The sequence below is a fragment of the Lapidilactobacillus dextrinicus DSM 20335 genome, from assembly GCF_001436095.1.
Classification (GTDB): Bacteria; Bacillota; Bacilli; order Lactobacillales; family Lactobacillaceae; genus Lapidilactobacillus; species Lapidilactobacillus dextrinicus.
In genome coordinates, this window is record NZ_AYYK01000002.1 from 47,926 (window position 1) to 64,524 (window position 16,599).

Annotated in this window: 19 protein-coding genes, 1 tRNA gene and 1 other annotated feature; of the genes, 19 read left to right on the forward strand and 1 reads right to left on the reverse strand. The window is 39.2% G+C overall.

Features of this window, described 5'->3' with window-relative positions; translation table 11 throughout:
• Nucleotides 1–58 precede the first annotated feature (58 nt).
• The 15 genes from FC84_RS01625 (at nt 59) to recN (ending at nt 11,200) form a co-directional block, all read left to right on the forward strand.
• A tRNA-Arg gene (locus FC84_RS01625) sits at nt 59–132 on the forward strand.
• 219 nt (nt 133–351) lie between these two features.
• Nucleotides 352–1,089 carry a DUF554 domain-containing protein gene (locus tag FC84_RS01630; protein ID WP_057754381.1) on the forward strand — a complete coding sequence of 246 codons (738 nt, stop codon included), beginning with the start codon at nt 352–354 and terminating at the stop codon, nt 1,087–1,089.
• Nucleotides 1,090–1,216: 127 nt separating this feature from the next.
• Nucleotides 1,217–1,288 (forward strand) — a sequence feature (ribosomal protein L21 leader region).
• Between the two features lie 13 nt (nt 1,289–1,301).
• The gene (gene rplU, locus FC84_RS01635) at nt 1,302–1,613 is read left to right on the forward strand and encodes a 50S ribosomal protein L21 (RefSeq protein WP_057754383.1); all 312 of its coding nucleotides are present in this window, start codon (nt 1,302–1,304) and stop codon (nt 1,611–1,613) included.
• Nucleotides 1,614–1,636: 23 nt separating this feature from the next.
• Nucleotides 1,637–1,927, forward strand: a complete 291-nt coding sequence (gene rpmA / locus FC84_RS01640) for a 50S ribosomal protein L27 (RefSeq protein WP_057754386.1) — start codon at nt 1,637–1,639, stop codon at nt 1,925–1,927.
• Between the two features lie 68 nt (nt 1,928–1,995).
• Complete coding sequence (locus tag FC84_RS01645) at nt 1,996–3,063, forward strand: M24 family metallopeptidase (protein ID WP_057754389.1); 1,068 nt, start codon at nt 1,996–1,998, stop codon at nt 3,061–3,063.
• Between the two features lie 189 nt (nt 3,064–3,252).
• Nucleotides 3,253–3,816, forward strand: coding sequence for an elongation factor P (gene efp / locus FC84_RS01650; protein ID WP_057754393.1), 564 nt, complete (start codon nt 3,253–3,255; stop codon nt 3,814–3,816).
• A gap of 11 nt (nt 3,817–3,827) precedes the next feature.
• Nucleotides 3,828–4,280 (forward strand): Asp23/Gls24 family envelope stress response protein, encoded by a 453-nt coding sequence (locus FC84_RS01655; protein WP_057754395.1) that lies wholly within the window; start codon nt 3,828–3,830, stop codon nt 4,278–4,280.
• A 3-nt stretch (nt 4,281–4,283) separates the two neighbouring features.
• Nucleotides 4,284–4,733 (forward strand): transcription antitermination factor NusB, encoded by a 450-nt coding sequence (gene nusB / locus FC84_RS01660; protein WP_057754398.1) that lies wholly within the window; start codon nt 4,284–4,286, stop codon nt 4,731–4,733.
• A 113-nt stretch (nt 4,734–4,846) separates the two neighbouring features.
• Nucleotides 4,847–5,689 carry a bifunctional 5,10-methylenetetrahydrofolate dehydrogenase/5,10-methenyltetrahydrofolate cyclohydrolase gene (locus tag FC84_RS01665; RefSeq protein WP_057754401.1) on the forward strand — a complete coding sequence of 281 codons (843 nt, stop codon included), beginning with the start codon at nt 4,847–4,849 and terminating at the stop codon, nt 5,687–5,689.
• Between the two features lie 5 nt (nt 5,690–5,694).
• Nucleotides 5,695–7,038 carry an exodeoxyribonuclease VII large subunit gene (xseA, locus tag FC84_RS01670; protein WP_057754403.1) on the forward strand — a complete coding sequence of 448 codons (1,344 nt, stop codon included), beginning with the start codon at nt 5,695–5,697 and terminating at the stop codon, nt 7,036–7,038.
• Nucleotides 7,039–7,040: 2 nt separating this feature from the next.
• The gene (locus FC84_RS01675; protein WP_057754407.1) at nt 7,041–7,280 is read left to right on the forward strand and encodes an exodeoxyribonuclease VII small subunit; all 240 of its coding nucleotides are present in this window, start codon (nt 7,041–7,043) and stop codon (nt 7,278–7,280) included.
• An 8-nt stretch (nt 7,281–7,288) separates the two neighbouring features.
• Nucleotides 7,289–8,200: a polyprenyl synthetase family protein gene (locus tag FC84_RS01680; protein ID WP_057754409.1), complete on the forward strand. Its 912-nt coding sequence runs from the start codon at nt 7,289–7,291 to the stop codon at nt 8,198–8,200.
• Complete coding sequence (locus FC84_RS01685) at nt 8,197–9,018, forward strand: TlyA family RNA methyltransferase (protein ID WP_057754412.1); 822 nt, start codon at nt 8,197–8,199, stop codon at nt 9,016–9,018. The genes FC84_RS01680 and FC84_RS01685 overlap by 4 nt, the downstream gene beginning before the upstream one ends.
• A 17-nt stretch (nt 9,019–9,035) precedes the next feature.
• Entirely contained in the window at nt 9,036–9,494 is a 459-nt protein-coding gene (locus FC84_RS01690; protein ID WP_057754415.1) for an arginine repressor, read from the forward strand.
• A 17-nt stretch (nt 9,495–9,511) separates the two neighbouring features.
• Nucleotides 9,512–11,200 (forward strand): DNA repair protein RecN, encoded by a 1,689-nt coding sequence (gene recN, locus FC84_RS01695; RefSeq protein ID WP_057754417.1) that lies wholly within the window; start codon nt 9,512–9,514, stop codon nt 11,198–11,200.
• Nucleotides 11,201–11,350: 150 nt separating this feature from the next.
• On the opposite strand, the gene FC84_RS01700 is transcribed toward recN, so the two are convergent.
• Complete coding sequence (locus FC84_RS01700; protein ID WP_057754422.1) at nt 11,351–11,680, reverse strand: hypothetical protein; 330 nt, start codon at nt 11,678–11,680, stop codon at nt 11,351–11,353.
• 219 nt (nt 11,681–11,899) lie between these two features.
• Between FC84_RS01700 and gmk the strand changes: the two genes are divergently transcribed.
• From gmk to priA, 4 genes are all read left to right on the forward strand, one after another.
• Nucleotides 11,900–12,514: a guanylate kinase gene (gene gmk, locus FC84_RS01705; RefSeq protein WP_057754426.1), complete on the forward strand. Its 615-nt coding sequence runs from the start codon at nt 11,900–11,902 to the stop codon at nt 12,512–12,514.
• 1 nt (nt 12,515) lies between these two features.
• A complete protein-coding gene (gene rpoZ / locus FC84_RS01710; RefSeq protein WP_057754428.1) occupies nt 12,516–12,824 on the forward strand; it encodes a DNA-directed RNA polymerase subunit omega in 309 nt (102 codons plus the stop codon).
• Between the two features lie 63 nt (nt 12,825–12,887).
• Complete coding sequence (gene coaBC / locus FC84_RS01715; RefSeq protein WP_057754430.1) at nt 12,888–14,093, forward strand: bifunctional phosphopantothenoylcysteine decarboxylase/phosphopantothenate--cysteine ligase CoaBC; 1,206 nt, start codon at nt 12,888–12,890, stop codon at nt 14,091–14,093.
• Nucleotides 14,094–14,116: 23 nt separating this feature from the next.
• A complete protein-coding gene (priA, locus tag FC84_RS01720) occupies nt 14,117–16,528 on the forward strand; it encodes a primosomal protein N' (protein ID WP_057754433.1) in 2,412 nt (803 codons plus the stop codon).
• Nucleotides 16,529–16,599 lie beyond the last annotated feature (71 nt).

Below are 16,599 nucleotides of genomic sequence, written 5' to 3' on the forward strand. Positions count from 1 at the left end.
TTCCTCCTAGTTTGATTGACAATCCTGAAGTCTTTTGACTATAATAATTAGGTTGCCTGGAGCAGTAGCTCAGCAGGATAGAGCAACGGTCTTCTAAACCGTAGGTCGAGAGTTCGAATCTCTCCTGCTCCATAGAGACTATAATGTCATTATAGTGAAAAAAAGCCTAATTTAATAGGCTTTTTTATTTTATCTGCCTTAATTTTTAGAAGTTGGTAGCACTATTCTATTATGACATTCCATTTAGGCATAAAGCAAAAGATAAGTTGAATAGTTTGCCTTAAATCTCCTTGTTAAACTGGTAGTTGCGTTCAATCATTGAATGATTGAAAGATACAGGGAGGTTTTTTTATGCCAGTTGGTGTAACAATTAATGCATTATCAGTTTTATTAGGTGGTATCTTTGGCGCCTTAGGTGGGAAACACATGTCTAAGAATTTCAAAGATGGTTTAAACATGGTTTTTGGTGCTTGTTCAATGACGATGGGGATCTTTTCAATTGCACCAATGAAAAATATGTCAGCTGTTATTTTTGCTGTTATTATTGGGACTGGATTAGGTCTAGCTTTTCATTTGGGTGATAAAATTAATCACGCTGCAAAATGGATGCAACAATTAATTATGAAGGTATTTCCTAAATTAAATTCATTAGATTCCGGTATGGAAACAGCTGAGTTTGATGCAACTTTGGTAACGGTGATCGTTCTTTTTTGTGCCAGTGGTACAGGAATTTATGGTGCGCTGACTGAAGGGATGAACGGCGATACGTCTATTTTAATTTCTAAATCAATTCTTGACTTCTTTACAGCTGCGATTTTTGCTGCTAACTTAGGCTATGTTGTTTCATTGATTGCCGTTCCGCAATTCATTATTTTTGCATTATTATTTTTGTTTGCTGGCTTTATTTTTCCGTTAACAACGCCAACAATGATTTTAGATTTTAAAGCTGTTGGTGGTGTTTTAATGTTGGCAACTGGCTTTAGAATGGTGAAGTTAATGATGTTCCCGACGGCTGATATGATACCGGCGATGATTGTGGCACTACCTTTAGGCTGGATCTGGATTAATTGGATTGGGCCACTATTATAGTTGGAAACTGTTATTTCTAGTTGTTGAGCTTAATATGTATTTAGATAAGTTTATCTGAATTAATCCCGCTAATCTGTTGCGATTCGTGGGATTTTTTGGTAGAATGATGGAGTTGTATTTGTGAACTCCACAGCTGCAACCGCACAATCAGAGGTTCTAAAGCAATTTGCTACCTCTTTTGGCGAGTCTAAGACAATAGGAGGTGCACGTAGATGTACGCAATTATTAAAACTGGTGGTAAACAATATAAAGTTGAAGCTGGCGAAGCTGTTTATGTAGAAAAGCTTGATGTAGAAGCTGGCGAAAAGGTAACTTTTGATGAAGTTATTTTAATCGGTGGTGAAGGAACAACGACTGTTGGCGCACCAACAGTTGACGGTGCTACTGTAGTAGGTACTGTTGAAAAACAAGGTCGCGAAAAGAAAGTTGTTACTTACAAGTACAAGCCTAAGAAACATCAACATCAAAAGAAGGGTCATCGTCAACCATATACTAAGGTTGTCATTGACGCTATCAATGCTTAATTAGCTAACGGAGGTGCATCGCAATGGAAATGCATAATTTACAATTCTTCTCTCACCATAAAGGTGGCGGTTCCAGTGCGAACGGCCGTAACTCTGCTGGTCGTCGTTTAGGTGCTAAGCGTGCCGATGGCCAAACTGTTACTGCTGGTTCAATTCTTTACCGTCAACGCGGCACTAAGATTCATCCAGGTGTCAATGTTGGTCGTGGTGGCGACGATACATTATTTGCTTTAACTGACGGCGTCGTTAAATTCGAACGTCTTGGTAAAGATCGCAAACAAGTATCTGTTATGCCAGTCGCTCAAGAAGCGTAATTCATGTTAATAAGGAAGTGATGCCCTGTGCATCACTTTTTTTGTACATTCTGATGGGGATAAAATTGATGACAACTAGACTAGATCGTTTTCGCGAGATGCTGATGTACCAGCGTATTCCAGCTATTTTAATTACCAATGAGAAGAACGTGACTTACTTAAGCGGCTTTACAGGCGATGAAAGTGCGTTGTTGATTACAGCAACTCAAGCTTATTTAATCACGGATTCGCGGTATACGGTTCAAGCCGCAGCAGAAGTGACAGCGTTTGAAATTGTCGAACAACAACAGGGGATTTATCAAAGGGCACAAGAATTGGCATTTCCAGCTCAGTTGACCGATATTAGTTTTGAAGCCAATGATTTAAGTTATGCTGATTTTCAACAGTTACAAACTGTTTTCGGCTCAATTAAGTTAGTGCCAGCAACGGGGTTAGTTGAACAACAACGTGAGGTTAAAGATCAGCAAGAGATTGAACTTATCAAAAAAGCTATTCAAATCACAGATGCAACCTTTGAATACTTATTAGGCTATGTTCAAGCTGGTATGACAGAAGCTAATATTGCCACGGAAATGGAATATTTCATGCGGCAACACGGCGCAACAGGTTCTTCGTTTACAACAATTGTCGCTTCTGGTTATCGTTCTGCCTTACCACATGGCAGTGCTAGTAACAAAGTGATTCAAACAGGAGATTTAGTGACATTTGATTTTGGTTGTTATTATCAAGGTTATACATCTGATTTGACTCGGACAATTGCTGTTGGTGATCCAGGCGTTGAAGCAAAGAAAATTTATCAGATCGTATTAGAGGCTAATCAAGCCGTGATTGCGGCTAGTAAACCAGGAGTTACTGGTGGTCAAATTAATGATTTGGCGCATGCTTATGTTCAAAAATATGGTTATGATTTTGGCCACGGGACTGGCCATGGGATTGGGTTAGGTATTCACGAAGGTCCTGGTGCTTGGGGACACTATAAAGCACAAGGTTTAGTAGCTGGTAACGTGGTAACCGATGAGCCGGGAATTTATTTGGCTGGCTTAGGTGGCGTACGTATTGAGGATGACTTGTTGATTACTTCAACGGGTTGTGAGGTATTAACGCAAGCACCTAAAGATGAATTAATTATTTTGTAGTTTTTGGATTTACTTTCTCGGTGATTTTTCACTGATAAATCTGTTATAATTAGATGTAGTTGAATATTATGGTGCGGTGTTAATGGTCAGTTGATATCGGTTCATTAGAAATGATCTACTTAGCGCTACTTGCATTCCAATACATTGGCTTGATATAGTAGACATAATGAAAATAAGTGAGGCATAAATATGATTTCAGTAAACAACTTCAAAAACGGCTTGACGATCCAAGTCGATGGTGATTTATGGCGTGTTGTCGAATTTCAACATGTTAAACCTGGTAAGGGTAGTGCTTTTGTCCGTAGTAAATTAAAGAATTTACGTACGGGCGCTGTTCAAGAAAAGACATTTCGGGCAACTGAAAAAGTTGAAAAAGCCCAAATTGATAGCAAACAAATGCAATATTTGTATGCAGATGGTACAAATTATGTCTTCATGGATACGAATACTTACGAACAACTTGAATTACCTGGTGAAACAATTCAAGACGAGTTGAAGTATCTGAAGGAAAACATGGTTGTTGGTGTGCAAATGTATGAATCTGAAACGTTAGGTGTTGATATGCCTAATACTGTTGATTTAACTGTTTCTGAAACAGAGGCAGGCATTCGTGGCGATACATCTTCCGGTGGTAGCAAACCAGCAACAATGGAAACTGGTTTAGTGGTCCAAGTGCCATTCTTTATCAATGCTGGTGATGTTTTAACAATTAATACACAAGACGGTACTTATATCTCAAGAGCAAAGAACTAGGAGATTGTCATATGGCTGAAGAACAAAATATTTTGTTAACAAAAAGTGATAATCAAGCCGGCGCTATTCAAATTGCTCCGGAAGTTTTAGAGGTTATTTTAGGGATTGCGGCTAAACAAGTTGAAGGTGTTTTTGAAATGCGCGGTAATTTAACCAACAGCATTAACACTCTGTTAGGTCGTCAAGACCATGGACGTGGTGTTGAATTATCAGTCGATGGTAATCAAATCAACGCTGATGTTTATGTTTATTTAAATTATGGCGTGTCTGTTCCTAAAGTCGCACTTGAGATGCAACAAGTACTCAAAGAACAACTTTATTACATGACAGATCTTGATTTGAATGAAGTTAATATCCATGTTGATGGTATTATCCCTGAAAAAGAAGAAAAAATCGATACTGATGCTTTCTTCGCCGATGCCATTACAGAACAAAAAAATGAAAATGAAGCAGCAGGTGAATAGCGCATGTTAGATCGCCATCAGGCAAGAAGTGCGGCTTTTCAAACACTGTTTATGTTAGAAAGTAGCACGGATTTAACTCCCGATGCTGCAATCAGCGAAGTTTTGACAACCACGCAAAATAAAAAAGATGATCAATTGGTGCAACTTAATTTAACCGATCCTAATCAAGTTTATTTACAACAACTTGTTAAAGGCGTTGTAGATAAACAAGCAGAACTCGATCAATCACTAACCCCTAAGCTAAAGGGCGGTTGGACGTTAAAACGTCTTTCTAAAACTGACCTTTTGATTTTACGGTTAGGCCTTTTTGAAATTGAAAATGCCAAAGTTCCTCAGGCAGTGGCGATTAATGAAGCCATTCAATTAGCAAAAGAGTTTAGTGACGATTCATCTGCTAAGTTTATTAACGGTGTTTTAGCCAAATTCATCAAAGCTGATTCAGATCATCAATAAATAATTCATAACTGCCACTGTTTGGTTCGTGCAGATCTGTTCAGGTTTGCAGTACTTAATGGGGCAGTTTTTTTAATCGTAATTTTAGGACGCAAAAGTAAGAGGTAATGATAATGACAACAATTTTAGACGGCAAGGCCAGTGCAAAGGCATGGCGTGCAGAAACAAAAACACGAGTGGCACAATTAGCCACAGAACGTCAAATTGTTCCTACATTAGCAGTGGTCTTGGTAGGGGAAGATCCTGCCAGCCAAATTTATGTGCGTAATAAAATTAAAATGGCTAAACAGGTGGGAATTAAGTCCATTAATAAAACTTTACCTACAACTGCCACGCAAGAAGAAGTGTTAGCCATTGTTGCCGAACTTAATCATGATCCAGAAGTGGATGGCATTTTAGTTCAATTGCCATTACCTGAACAAATCAATGAAGAGGCAGTTTTGTTAGCTGTTGATCCTAAAAAAGATGTCGACGGCTTTCATCCCATGAATCTGGGCAAGCTATGGGGTGGTCAACCAGAGTTAGTACCAGCAACGGCTGCTGGTATTATGCGTTTATTGGCTGACTATCATATTCAAGTTGAAGGCAAAAATGTCTTAATTATTGGCCGTAGTTTAATTGTCGGCCGGCCCTTGGCTGGTTTGTTTTTGGCGGCTGATGCAACTGTGACCATTGCCCATTCTCATACTAAAAACACACTAGAGTTAGCACGCCAAGCCGATATTGTTGTTGCGGCGATTGGCCAAGCCAATTTTGTTACGGCTGACTTTATTAAACCAGGCGCAGTTGTTATTGATGTAGGAACCAATCGAATCGACGGTCATTTAGTGGGTGATGTTGAATACGCAACAGTTAGCCAAAAAGCCGGTTTCATTACACCAGTACCTGGTGGTGTTGGTCCAATGACGATTGCGGCATTATTAAGTCAAACCACAGATCTAGCAGAAAAAAGGTGAACTTTTTGTCCAGCACAGATACCGAATTTTTAACTGTTACTCAGCTAACAACTTATTTGAAACGTAAATTTGATTTTGATCCTTATTTACAAAAGATTTATCTAACAGGAGAATTGTCTAATTTTCGGTTGCGCCCTAATAGTCATCAATATTTCTCGCTTAAAGACGATCATGCCAAGATTAACGCCATTATGTTCAAGTCTGCTTTTCAGAAGATTAAGTTCACTCCTGAAGAAGGTATGAAAGTTCAAGTAGTGGGCCGAATTAGTTTGTATGAGCCTTCTGGCAGTTATCAAATCTATGTTGATCGAATGGAACCACTAGGCGTTGGTGCGCTTTATCAAGCTTATGAACAACTAAAGAAAAAGTTAGCAGCAGAAGGGTTATTTGCTCAGAATAATCGCCCGTTAGTTAAATATCCGCGTAAAATTGCTGTCGTAACCAGTCCCTCAGGTGCGGTTATCCGCGATATTATCACGACTACTCAGCGTCGGGATCCTAAAGTACAGTTAGTGCTTTTCCCAGCGGTTGTTCAAGGACAGGCTGCCGCAGCATCACTAGTGCAACGGCTAGAACAAATTTATCAATATGCTGATTTTGACACGATTATTATTGGTCGTGGTGGTGGTTCAATTGAAGACTTATGGCCATTTAATGAAGAAATTGTTGCAAGGACCATGGCGGCTAGCCCTATTCCGATTATTTCTTCAGTCGGTCATGAAACGGACACGACAATTGCTGACTTGGTGGCAGATGTGCGTGCAGCGACGCCAACAGCGGCAGCTGAGCTAGCAACACCTAAATTGAGTGAAGTCTTGTTAGAGATTAAGCAATTACGTTTGCGTGTTCTAAATGGTTTTCGCGGTTCATTAAAGATCTGGCAACAACGTTTGCAAACACAACAAGCAAGTTTTCTATTTCAATATCCAGAGCGTTTATATCAAGGATATAGTCAACAATTAGACTTGCTTGAGCAGAGATTCCAAAATGTTACCCAACAATATGTTGTTCAGCAGCAACAAGATTTTCAGCGTTTGGAGCAACGATTATTACGCTTATCCCCGTTGAATCAAGTGCAGAATAATCAACTACAAGTTCAAAATTTGCAGCGTCGGTTGATCCGCGCATTTCAGGTCGATCTCAAAGAACGGCAAGTCACAATTCAACATGCTGTTGCCAATCTAGATCAATTGAGTCCATTAAAGACGCTAGCACGTGGGTATACTTATGCAAGTGATGAGCAGGACAAACCACTAGTCAAAGTTGCAGATTTTACACCAGAACAAACCTTCACATTACATCTACAAGATGGGCAAATTAAAGCCCAAGTCTTGAAAAAGGAGCAGTGAAAATGGCTGAAGAAAAGCAATCATTTGAAACACAGTTAGCAGCACTAACAGAAATTGTGAATGAACTGGAACAAGGTAATGTCCCTTTGGAAACAGCCTTAACTAAGTTTCAAGAGGGCATCAAATTGTCACGCTCGTTAGAAAAAACGTTAACTGAAGCAGAAGATACATTAACTAAAGTGGTTAATGAACAAGGACAGGAGTCTCTCCTTGATGAACAAGCTGCTTCAACTGAAGAGTAGGTGGTTGAGTGAACGAGCAATTAGCAACTTTTAGTCAACAATGGCAGCCGCAACTCAATGCTTTTTTAGAACAGAAAGTTACTGCCGATGTTTCACAAGCATCATTGCGGCAAAGCATGCTCTATTCATTAATGGCTGGTGGTAAACGATTACGGCCCTTATTATATTTAGCAACTGTTGCTTCTTTTACTGACATCAAGTCTAGTGACTTGCAAGCAGCCGGTGCAGTTGAATTAATTCATACTTATTCGTTGATCCATGATGATTTACCAGCGATGGATAACGATGATTATCGACGGGGTCAATTAACCAATCATAAGCAATTTAGTGAAGCTTTAGCGATTTTAGCTGGTGATGGTTTATTAACTTTAGCTTTTCAGTGGCTTGGCGAATTAGGCAGCAAATCTGAACTAGCGTTAACAACCACTGACGTTGCTCAAATGGTGACAGTTTTAGCCCAAGCAGCAGGTCCTAGTGGCATGGTTGCCGGTCAAGCTATTGATATTGAAGCAACCGGTAAAAAGTTAACAGATTTAGCAGCGGTGGCCAAATTAGATGCGCTAAAAACTGGTGCTTTGCTAACAGCACCATTACAATTAGCTGCCATTCGCTTAAAATTGAGTGTTGATCAAACTAAGGCCTTAATTGGATTTGGTCAACATTTTGGCGTTGCTTTTCAAATTTATGATGATTTACTTGATTATTTAGGAACCAAAGCAGAATTAGGCAAGGGTGTTCACAAAGATGTAGCAGCTGGGAAGAATACGTATCCGGAACTATTAGGGATTACTGAAGCTAAACAACATTTGCAAGCTGAAATTAATGCTGCTAAAGCCAGCTTGACCAATGTGATGCCAAGTTTTGATCATCAATTATTGTTGAGTTTTTTAAGTTATTTTGATAAGGACAGTGGACAGTGAAAAAAGAACGCGTTGATATTTTACTGGTACAACAAGGCTTATTCAGTTCCAGAGAACAGGCAAAACGTGCCGTAATGGCAGGCCAAGTCGTTGGTAAAAATGACGAACGGCTTGATAAACCTGGTGAAAAAATTGATCCAGAAACAGTTTTAAGAGTCAAGGGCCAAGTTAATCCCTACGTTTCTCGTGGTGGTTTTAAACTTGCTAAGGCACTTGATGTCTTTAAAATTGCTGTAACGGATCAGATTGTTTTAGATATTGGGGCATCAACTGGTGGCTTTACGGATGTTGTTTTGCAAAATGGCGCGAAGATGGTTTATGCCTTAGATGTCGGTTACAATCAGTTAGCTTGGAAGTTACGCGAAGATCCGCGGGTAACGGTAATGGAACGTGTTAATTTTCGTTATAGCAAGCCAGAAGATTTTGAATTAGGATTACCTGATTTTGCTGTAACGGACGTTTCTTTTATTTCTTTAAAATTAATTATGCCGCCATTAACTAAGATTTTAAAAACGAATGGCTGTTTAGTTGCGCTGATTAAACCGCAATTTGAAGCCGGGCGTGAAGCTGTTGGCAAACATGGTATTGTTCGTGATCGTAGAGTCCACGAACAAGTCTTAACAGAGATTTTGGACTTCGCACAGTCTCAAGGATTCCAAGTTTTGGGATTAGATTTTTCACCAATTACAGGTGGTTCGGGAAATATTGAATTCCTCACGTATTTAAAATTAGTGGGCCAAGATGAAGTCACGCAAAATCCAGAAATTGATATTAAAGCAACAGTTGATCAGGCGTGGCAAGTTTTATTGACGAAATAAACGAAGGGGTTTTGATAATGGACAAGCAATTGCGGCATGATTTGATAAAAGCGGCAGTGCAAGAAAATAAAATTGCGAGCCAATCCGATCTCGTTACATATTTAGCCAAAAAAGGATATCCAATCACCCAAGCAACTGTTTCTCGGGATATTAGTGAGTTGCATTTAATTAAGGTTGCCCAAGCTGATGGTTCCTTTTATCAATTACCACAAGTTGAACAAATTGATCGTAGTGACGCAACATTAGCGGAATTACTTAAAAATGTTAATGCCCAATTCTATCGTCAAGATAATTTAATTAGCATTGAAACTGCACCTGGTAGTGGCATTGTAGTTGCTAATGCGATTAAACAACGCCATTGGTCAGAAATTTTTACTGTTTTAGGAACCGATGACAGTGCGCTATTAGTCTTAAAAAAAGATGATGTTAATAATAGCGATATTGTCAGTGAACGCTTAGCAGCATTGCTTAATTAATTGCAGAGGTGAACGGAATGCTGGTAAATTTAGTCATTCAAGATTTTGCAATCATTGAACATTTAGAAGTTAACTTTGAACAGGGTATGACGGTTTTATCTGGGGAAACCGGTGCCGGCAAATCAATTATTATTGATGCTCTTGGTTTGTTAGTTGGTGGGCGAGGTTCGAGTGATTTTATTCGTACAGGTGCCAAGAAGACGGATGTGCAAGGTTTATTTGTAGTTGAGAATAATCCGCAATTAATGGCAACATTAACAGAAAATGACATTGAGTTAGATGGTCAAAATATTCTGTTAGAGCGCGAACTTAGTCATAATGGACGTAATGTTTGTCGTGTGAACAACAAAATTGTCACAACTGCAATTTTGCGTAAAGTTGGCGAACAATTAGTCGATATTCATGGTCAAAATGAACATCAAGAACTAATGCGTGCTGAACAGCATTTGAATATTCTAGATCAGTATGGCCGCACTGCTATCACACCATTATTGACTGACTATCAAGTTACCTATCAACAATATCGTCATTTGCAAAAACAAATTGCTGATAAAAATGCCAATGAGCAAGCCTATGCACAACGGTTAGATATGTTACAGTTTCAGATTGATGAAATTAGTTCAGCCAAGATTTTAAAACATGAAGATGAAGATTTAGAGCAAGAACAAGATCGACTTAGCAACTTTCAAAAGATTAATCAAGCTTTGCAGCAAACCTTAGCTGTTTTAAGTGTTGATGAAAGTAATGCCCTAGATTTAAGCGGTATTGCTATGGCTCAACTGGGCGATATTGCCAGTTACAGTCAAGATTTTCATGATATTTCTGAGAATTTAAATTCAGCCTACTACACTTTGCAAGATGTGATTTCTAATGTTCAAGATCAACTTGATAGCTTAGAGTTTGACGAAGGGCGCTTGAATGAAATTGAACAGCGCTTGGAATTATTAAACAACTTGAAACGTAAGTATGGCCCAACATTAACTGATGTTCATGATTACTACCAAAAAATTAAAGCTGAATATCACGAAATGCAGCAATTAACAGATGAATCTGGTCAAATTGAAGCAGATTTCCAAAATGTTCAGCAACAATTGATGCAGCAAGCGCAACAATTAACAGCTGCTCGTGAAAAAACAGCTTTAAGGTTAGAAAAAAATATTCATCAGCAATTGCGTTCATTATATATGGACAAGGCCGTTTTTAAAGTTCAATTTGCTAAATCAGAACAAATGCTTCAGTCTGGCCAAGATCAGGTTGCTTTTTATTTGCAAACTAATCCTGGTGAATCATTAAAACCACTAGTTAAAATTGCTTCCGGTGGTGAGTTATCACGAATTATGTTAGCAATTAAAACAATTGTTGCCCAAGGTGAAGGCGTGACTAGTATTATTTTTGATGAGGTGGATACTGGTGTTAGTGGCCGAGTGGCACAGGCCATTGCTGATAAGATTAGTGTAATTGCCAGCCATTCACAAGTTCTCTGTATCACTCATTTACCACAAGTTGCTGCAATGAGTGACCATCAGTATTTAATTGAAAAGAAAGTACTCAATGGTCGCACTACCACTACGTTACAAAAAGTAACCGGTGAGCAACGGGTATTGGTCATTGCTAAAATGATTGCCGGTAAAGAAGTAACTAAATTAGCTGAAGAGCATGCGGCAGAATTATTACGACAGGCCGACGAGACCAAAGCTAATCGGTAAATTAATAGAGATAAAAAAGCGCCAAAACAAGGAATATCTAAGTTAAGAAAGAGGGGTAACTTAACTTGGACAAAACCATTGTTTTGACGCTTTTTCACTGGTAAACATTGTTAAAATTTTTGAAACGGCGATTATTAAATTATGCGCTGGTTAAGCCGCAATTTTAATAATTTGGTTGGTATAAACAATCTGGATGAGATTACGATCAACTAATTCAAAAAAGATCGCATGATGTGCAGACGCTGATTTAAAACGTCCGACCATAAATTGAATCGGTTGGTCTTGGTTATTTGGATTTTTAATTTGTAGTGAAACAATTTGGTTAGAAGCACTTAGCTGTTCGATTTCTCTCTCTAAAGCAGCTTGCTCAAAGACCTCTTGTTCGGCAGATGACAGGTCTTGATCATCAACCGGGTCTAAATCAAAAAATAGTTTAAATTGTTTTGTCAATTCTTTTGTAAGTTGTTTGATCGTTGTCATTTTGTCTTCCTCCGAACGTTTGTTTGCAATATTTATTATACGAACATTTGTTCAAAATGCAAGCAGAAATTTAGATAATTTTTTCAAAATAGTTGTTGCTTTAAATTTATAAAAATATTTTTAGCGCGTCAGATCAAGGTTCAGTTGGCCTGGGACTTGAAAAATGTGCGTAAAAAGGGCACAATATTACTATCAAGTTTTTATTTTAGGAGCTTTTTAATGTCGGACAAGGGAATGTTAATCGTTTTATCTGGACCATCAGGTGTTGGTAAGGGGACTGTGCGCCAAGCGATGGTTAATAAATATGGACAACAATTTAAGTACTCAATTTCGATGACAACACGTAAGCCACGTCCTGGTGAAGTTGATGGTGTTGATTATTATTTTGTTTCCAAAGCAGAATTTGAAGAAGAAATCGCTAATGGTGGTATGCTAGAGTATGCGCAATATGTCGATAATTATTATGGCACGCCATTAAAGTATGTTAATCAGACATTAGAGAGCGGACAAGATGTTTTGCTTGAAATTGAAGTTAACGGTGCGATGCAAGTTCGTAGTAAGGTCAGCGATGGCGTATTTATCTTTTTAGCACCACCTGATTTACATGAGTTACAAGATCGTATTGTTAAACGTGGTACTGATGATACAGCAACCATTAAGAAGCGTATGCTCCAAGCACGTCAAGAAATTAATTTAATGACCAACTATGATTATGTTGTGGTTAATGATCAAGTTGATTCAGCCGTTAATCGAATCGAACAAATCATTGCCAGTGAACATTTACGTGTTGCTCGTGTTTTAAGCACATACCAAAAGATGTTAGGAGATAACTAAGATGATTTCATATCCATCAATTGATAAATTATTAGACAAAGTTGATTCACGTTATTCATTAGCTATTTTAGCTGCTAAACGGGCTCATCAGTTAGAAGCTGGCGAGTTTGAAATGATTGACGATTATAAATCATCAAAAACGGTCGGCATGGCTTTAGAAGAAATTGCAGCTGGTAAAGTTGTGATTGATCCTAACTCTGACTTAAAAGAAGCAGATGCAGAAGCAATCGATCAAGAAGAACAACTCGAGAATGCAGAACGTGAAGATCGTTCTCGTAATCTTGATTCAGATCATCCTGACGAAAATTAAATTTTTTGGGCCTTCTCAACTCATTTTGAGTTTCTGAAGGCTATTTTTACATTGAGGTGATTGATGGTGTTTACGGGGAAACATGTTTTATTAGTGATTACAGGTGGAATAGCAGCTTATAAAATGCCTCAACTCGTGCGACTTTTTGTGAAACAAGGTGCGCAGGTTAAAGTGGTTGTTACAGAAAACGCTAAAAATTTTGTGACGGTTAAGACGCTAGCAACCGTTAGTCAAGATGTTGTTTATGATGATCAATATGTTTCAGAAAACACGGCAGCTTTAACACATTTAGAACTGCCGCTGTGGGCCGATTTTGTCGTTGTGGCACCAGCAACAGCTAATATGATTGCTAAATTAGCCAATGGCTTTGCTGACAACCTTGCGTCAACGTTAGTTTTAGCAAGCAACAAGCCGGTTTATATTTTCCCAGCGATGAATGATGTAATGTACAATCAAGTCGCAACACAGCGTAACTTACAACATCTCAATGAAGGTGGCTTAACGATTTTTGCTCCAGAAACGGGGCCTTTAGCTGAAGGTTATAGTGGTAAAGGGCGTTTACCTGAACCGGAAACAATTATTGAGACCGTTTATACAGCCTATTATCGCCACGCGCATTCTCAAGTTTTAAAGGGCAAACGATTCATTGTAACAGCCGGTGGTACACAAGAGCCAATTGATCCTGTTCGCTTCATTAGCAATCGTTCTTCTGGCAAAATGGGTTACGCATTGGCTAAAGCGGCGCGCCTGTTGGGTGCAGAAGTAACGTTAATTACAACGAAGCCTAAATTAGCCCCTAAAGGCTTAAAAGTTGTGCCAGTTGCTACAACTGAACAGTTGCAAGCTGCAATTGAAGCGCGTTACCAACAAGCTGATGCGGTTGTCATGGCCGCAGCACCTGCTGATTTTCGGATCGCCACACCCGCACAACAGAAAATTAAAAAAGTTGCTGGGGAAGATGAGCTGAAATTGACACTTGTCAAAAATCCTGATATTCTGGCAACCTTAGGCAAGAAGAAGCAAGGCCAGTTTTTGGCTGGTTTTGCAGCGGAAACACAAGATTTAGAAGTAAATGCTCAAAAGAAGTTGCAACATAAACACCTTGACTTGATTATTGCTAATCAAGTTGGTCAACCTGAAGGTGGTTTTGACTCAGATCAAAACGCTGGTAAGATGATTTTTAAAGATGGTACAGTTCAACCAATCGCTTTGATGTCTAAAGAACAAATGGCAATGGTCATTATGACCGCAATTAGTGAACGATTGTAGTTTAATTTATTTGGAGGGTTCATATGGCAGTTGCACAGGTAATCATTGATATTCCTGCTCAGCAAACAAATCGTCCCTTTGATTATGAAGTTCCTGAAAATTTAACCGCCTTGGCAGTTCCTGGTGTACGTGTCTTGGTCCCTTTCGGACGTTCTGGGCATTTACGACAGGGATTTATTTGGCGTGTCGTTGATAAATCAGATTTTGCTGGTCAACTTAAGCCGGTGGCGCGAATTTTAGATTTGGACCCGGTTTTAAATCAAGAAATGTTGGCTTTAGCAAAATGGCTGGCTCAAGATACTTTCTCTTTTTTAATTAGTTGTTTGCAAACCATGTTGCCTAGTGCATTGCGTGCTAATTATCAGCGTCGTTTTCATTTACTGGCGCCATTAGCAGCAAATGACCCGCTTCAAGCGTTATTAGATCGGGAAGATAGTGGTCTAATTCCAGACAACATTGCAGCAGATCTGCTGGCTGAAATTAAACGTTTGGAACAAAAAGGACAATTAACAATTGATTATCAGATTTCTCAAAAAACAAAAATTAAACAAGAAAAAGTGTTTAAGACTAGTTTAACGTCCGATCAATATCAAGGATTACGACAATCAGTACGGGCTAATGCTAAACAGCAATTATTGTTACTAGATTTTTTAATTGCGCAAGCACCATTTGTTGGTAACTCAGCCACTTGGTTGGTAAAAGTTCCCGGGTTAAAGGCAGCGACTTTAAGCCAGGCCGTTAAAAAAGGTTGGCTAGCCGCTGAAGAAAAAGAGGTCTACCGGCAACCGCTCACCGAAGTTACCGCAACAACACCGAAAAAGTTAACCTCGGAACAACAGGCAGCCTTCACAACTATCATTAAAAGCATGGATCAAGCAGAGCATACAACCTTTTTACTGGAAGGTGTCACAGGTAGTGGCAAGACTGAAGTTTATCTAGATGCGATGCAGCATGCCTTAGCTGCTGGTCAAACTGCTTTAATGTTAGTGCCGGAAATTTCGTTAACACCGCAAATGGTTGAAAGAGTTCAAGGCCGTTTTCCGGGACAAGTCGCGGTTTTGCATAGTGGTCTTTCGGTAGGGGAACGCTATGATGAGTGGCGGCGAATTGAACGCGGTGAAGCACAGGTTGTTGTCGGCGCACGTTCGGCGGCTTTTGCACCATTAAAAAAGATTGGTATTATGATTTTGGATGAGGAACATGAAAGCAGTTATAAACAAGAAGATATGCCGCGCTACCACGCTCGTGATGTGCTGCTAAAACGTGCAGAAACCTACCATTGCCCAGTTATTCTTGGTAGTGCCACGCCCTCATTAGAATCGCGTGCTCGTGCTCAAAAGGGACGCTATCAATTACTACGGTTGACGAAGCGTCCTAATACAATTCAAATGCCACAAGTCAACGTCATTGATATGCGCCAGGCCGATAAGATTGCTGGTAAATCAGATTTATCTAAACAGTTGGTTGATCAACTTAATTTACGCCTTGAACGCCATGAACAAAGTGTTCTATTACTCAACCGGCGAGGTTATGCTAATTTTGTTCTATGTCGTGACTGCGGTCATGTGATTAAGTGTCCCAATTGTGATATTTCCTTAACCTTACATCGCGATACTAATTCATTGAAGTGTCATTATTGTGGTCATCAAGAAGCGATCCCAAGTGCATGTCCACAATGTCATAGTCAGAATATTCGCAGTTATGGCTCTGGAACGCAAAAAGTCGAGCAAGAAATTCAAGAATTATTACCAACTGCACGTATTTTACGAATGGACGTTGACACGACTGCACGCAAAGGTGGTCATGAGCGCATTATTAAACAATTTGGCGCGCATCAGGCTGATATTTTATTGGGGACACAAATGGTCGCCAAAGGATTAGATTTTCCTGATGTGACACTGGTTGGTGTAATTAATGCTGATACATCGCTGAGTTTACCTGATTTTAGAGCTAGTGAGAGAACGTTCCAGTTACTAACACAAGTGAGTGGCCGAGCGGGGCGAGCAGATAAGCAAGGTGAAGTGTTCATTCAAACGTATAATCCTGAAAATTATGCGATTCAATTAGCCTCGGCTCAGAATTATGAAGCCTTTTATCAAAAAGAGATGGGCATTCGTCATCAGGGCGGCTATCCACCGTACTATTACACGATTTTAATTAGTGTTAATCATCGCCAAGAAGATCAAGCCGTTCAGAAGATTTACCAAATTCAAAATTGGTTACAGCCCCAATTATCTGAAGCAGCCGTTGTTTTGGGACCAACAGCACGGATGATTACCAGAATTAATAATCAGTACTATTATCAGTTAATTATTAAGTATAAATCCGAACCAAGATTGCTGAAAGCCTTGCAGACCCTTATAATGAAGATGCAAAGTAAGACCAATCGAGGTTTTCAATTGCGGGTTGATCGTGAACCAATGCAATTTATGTAAAGTATGATTTTTATGAAAACCGGGCAAATTAAGAAAGATATTAGTACAACAACGAAGGATTAAGGAGTTCA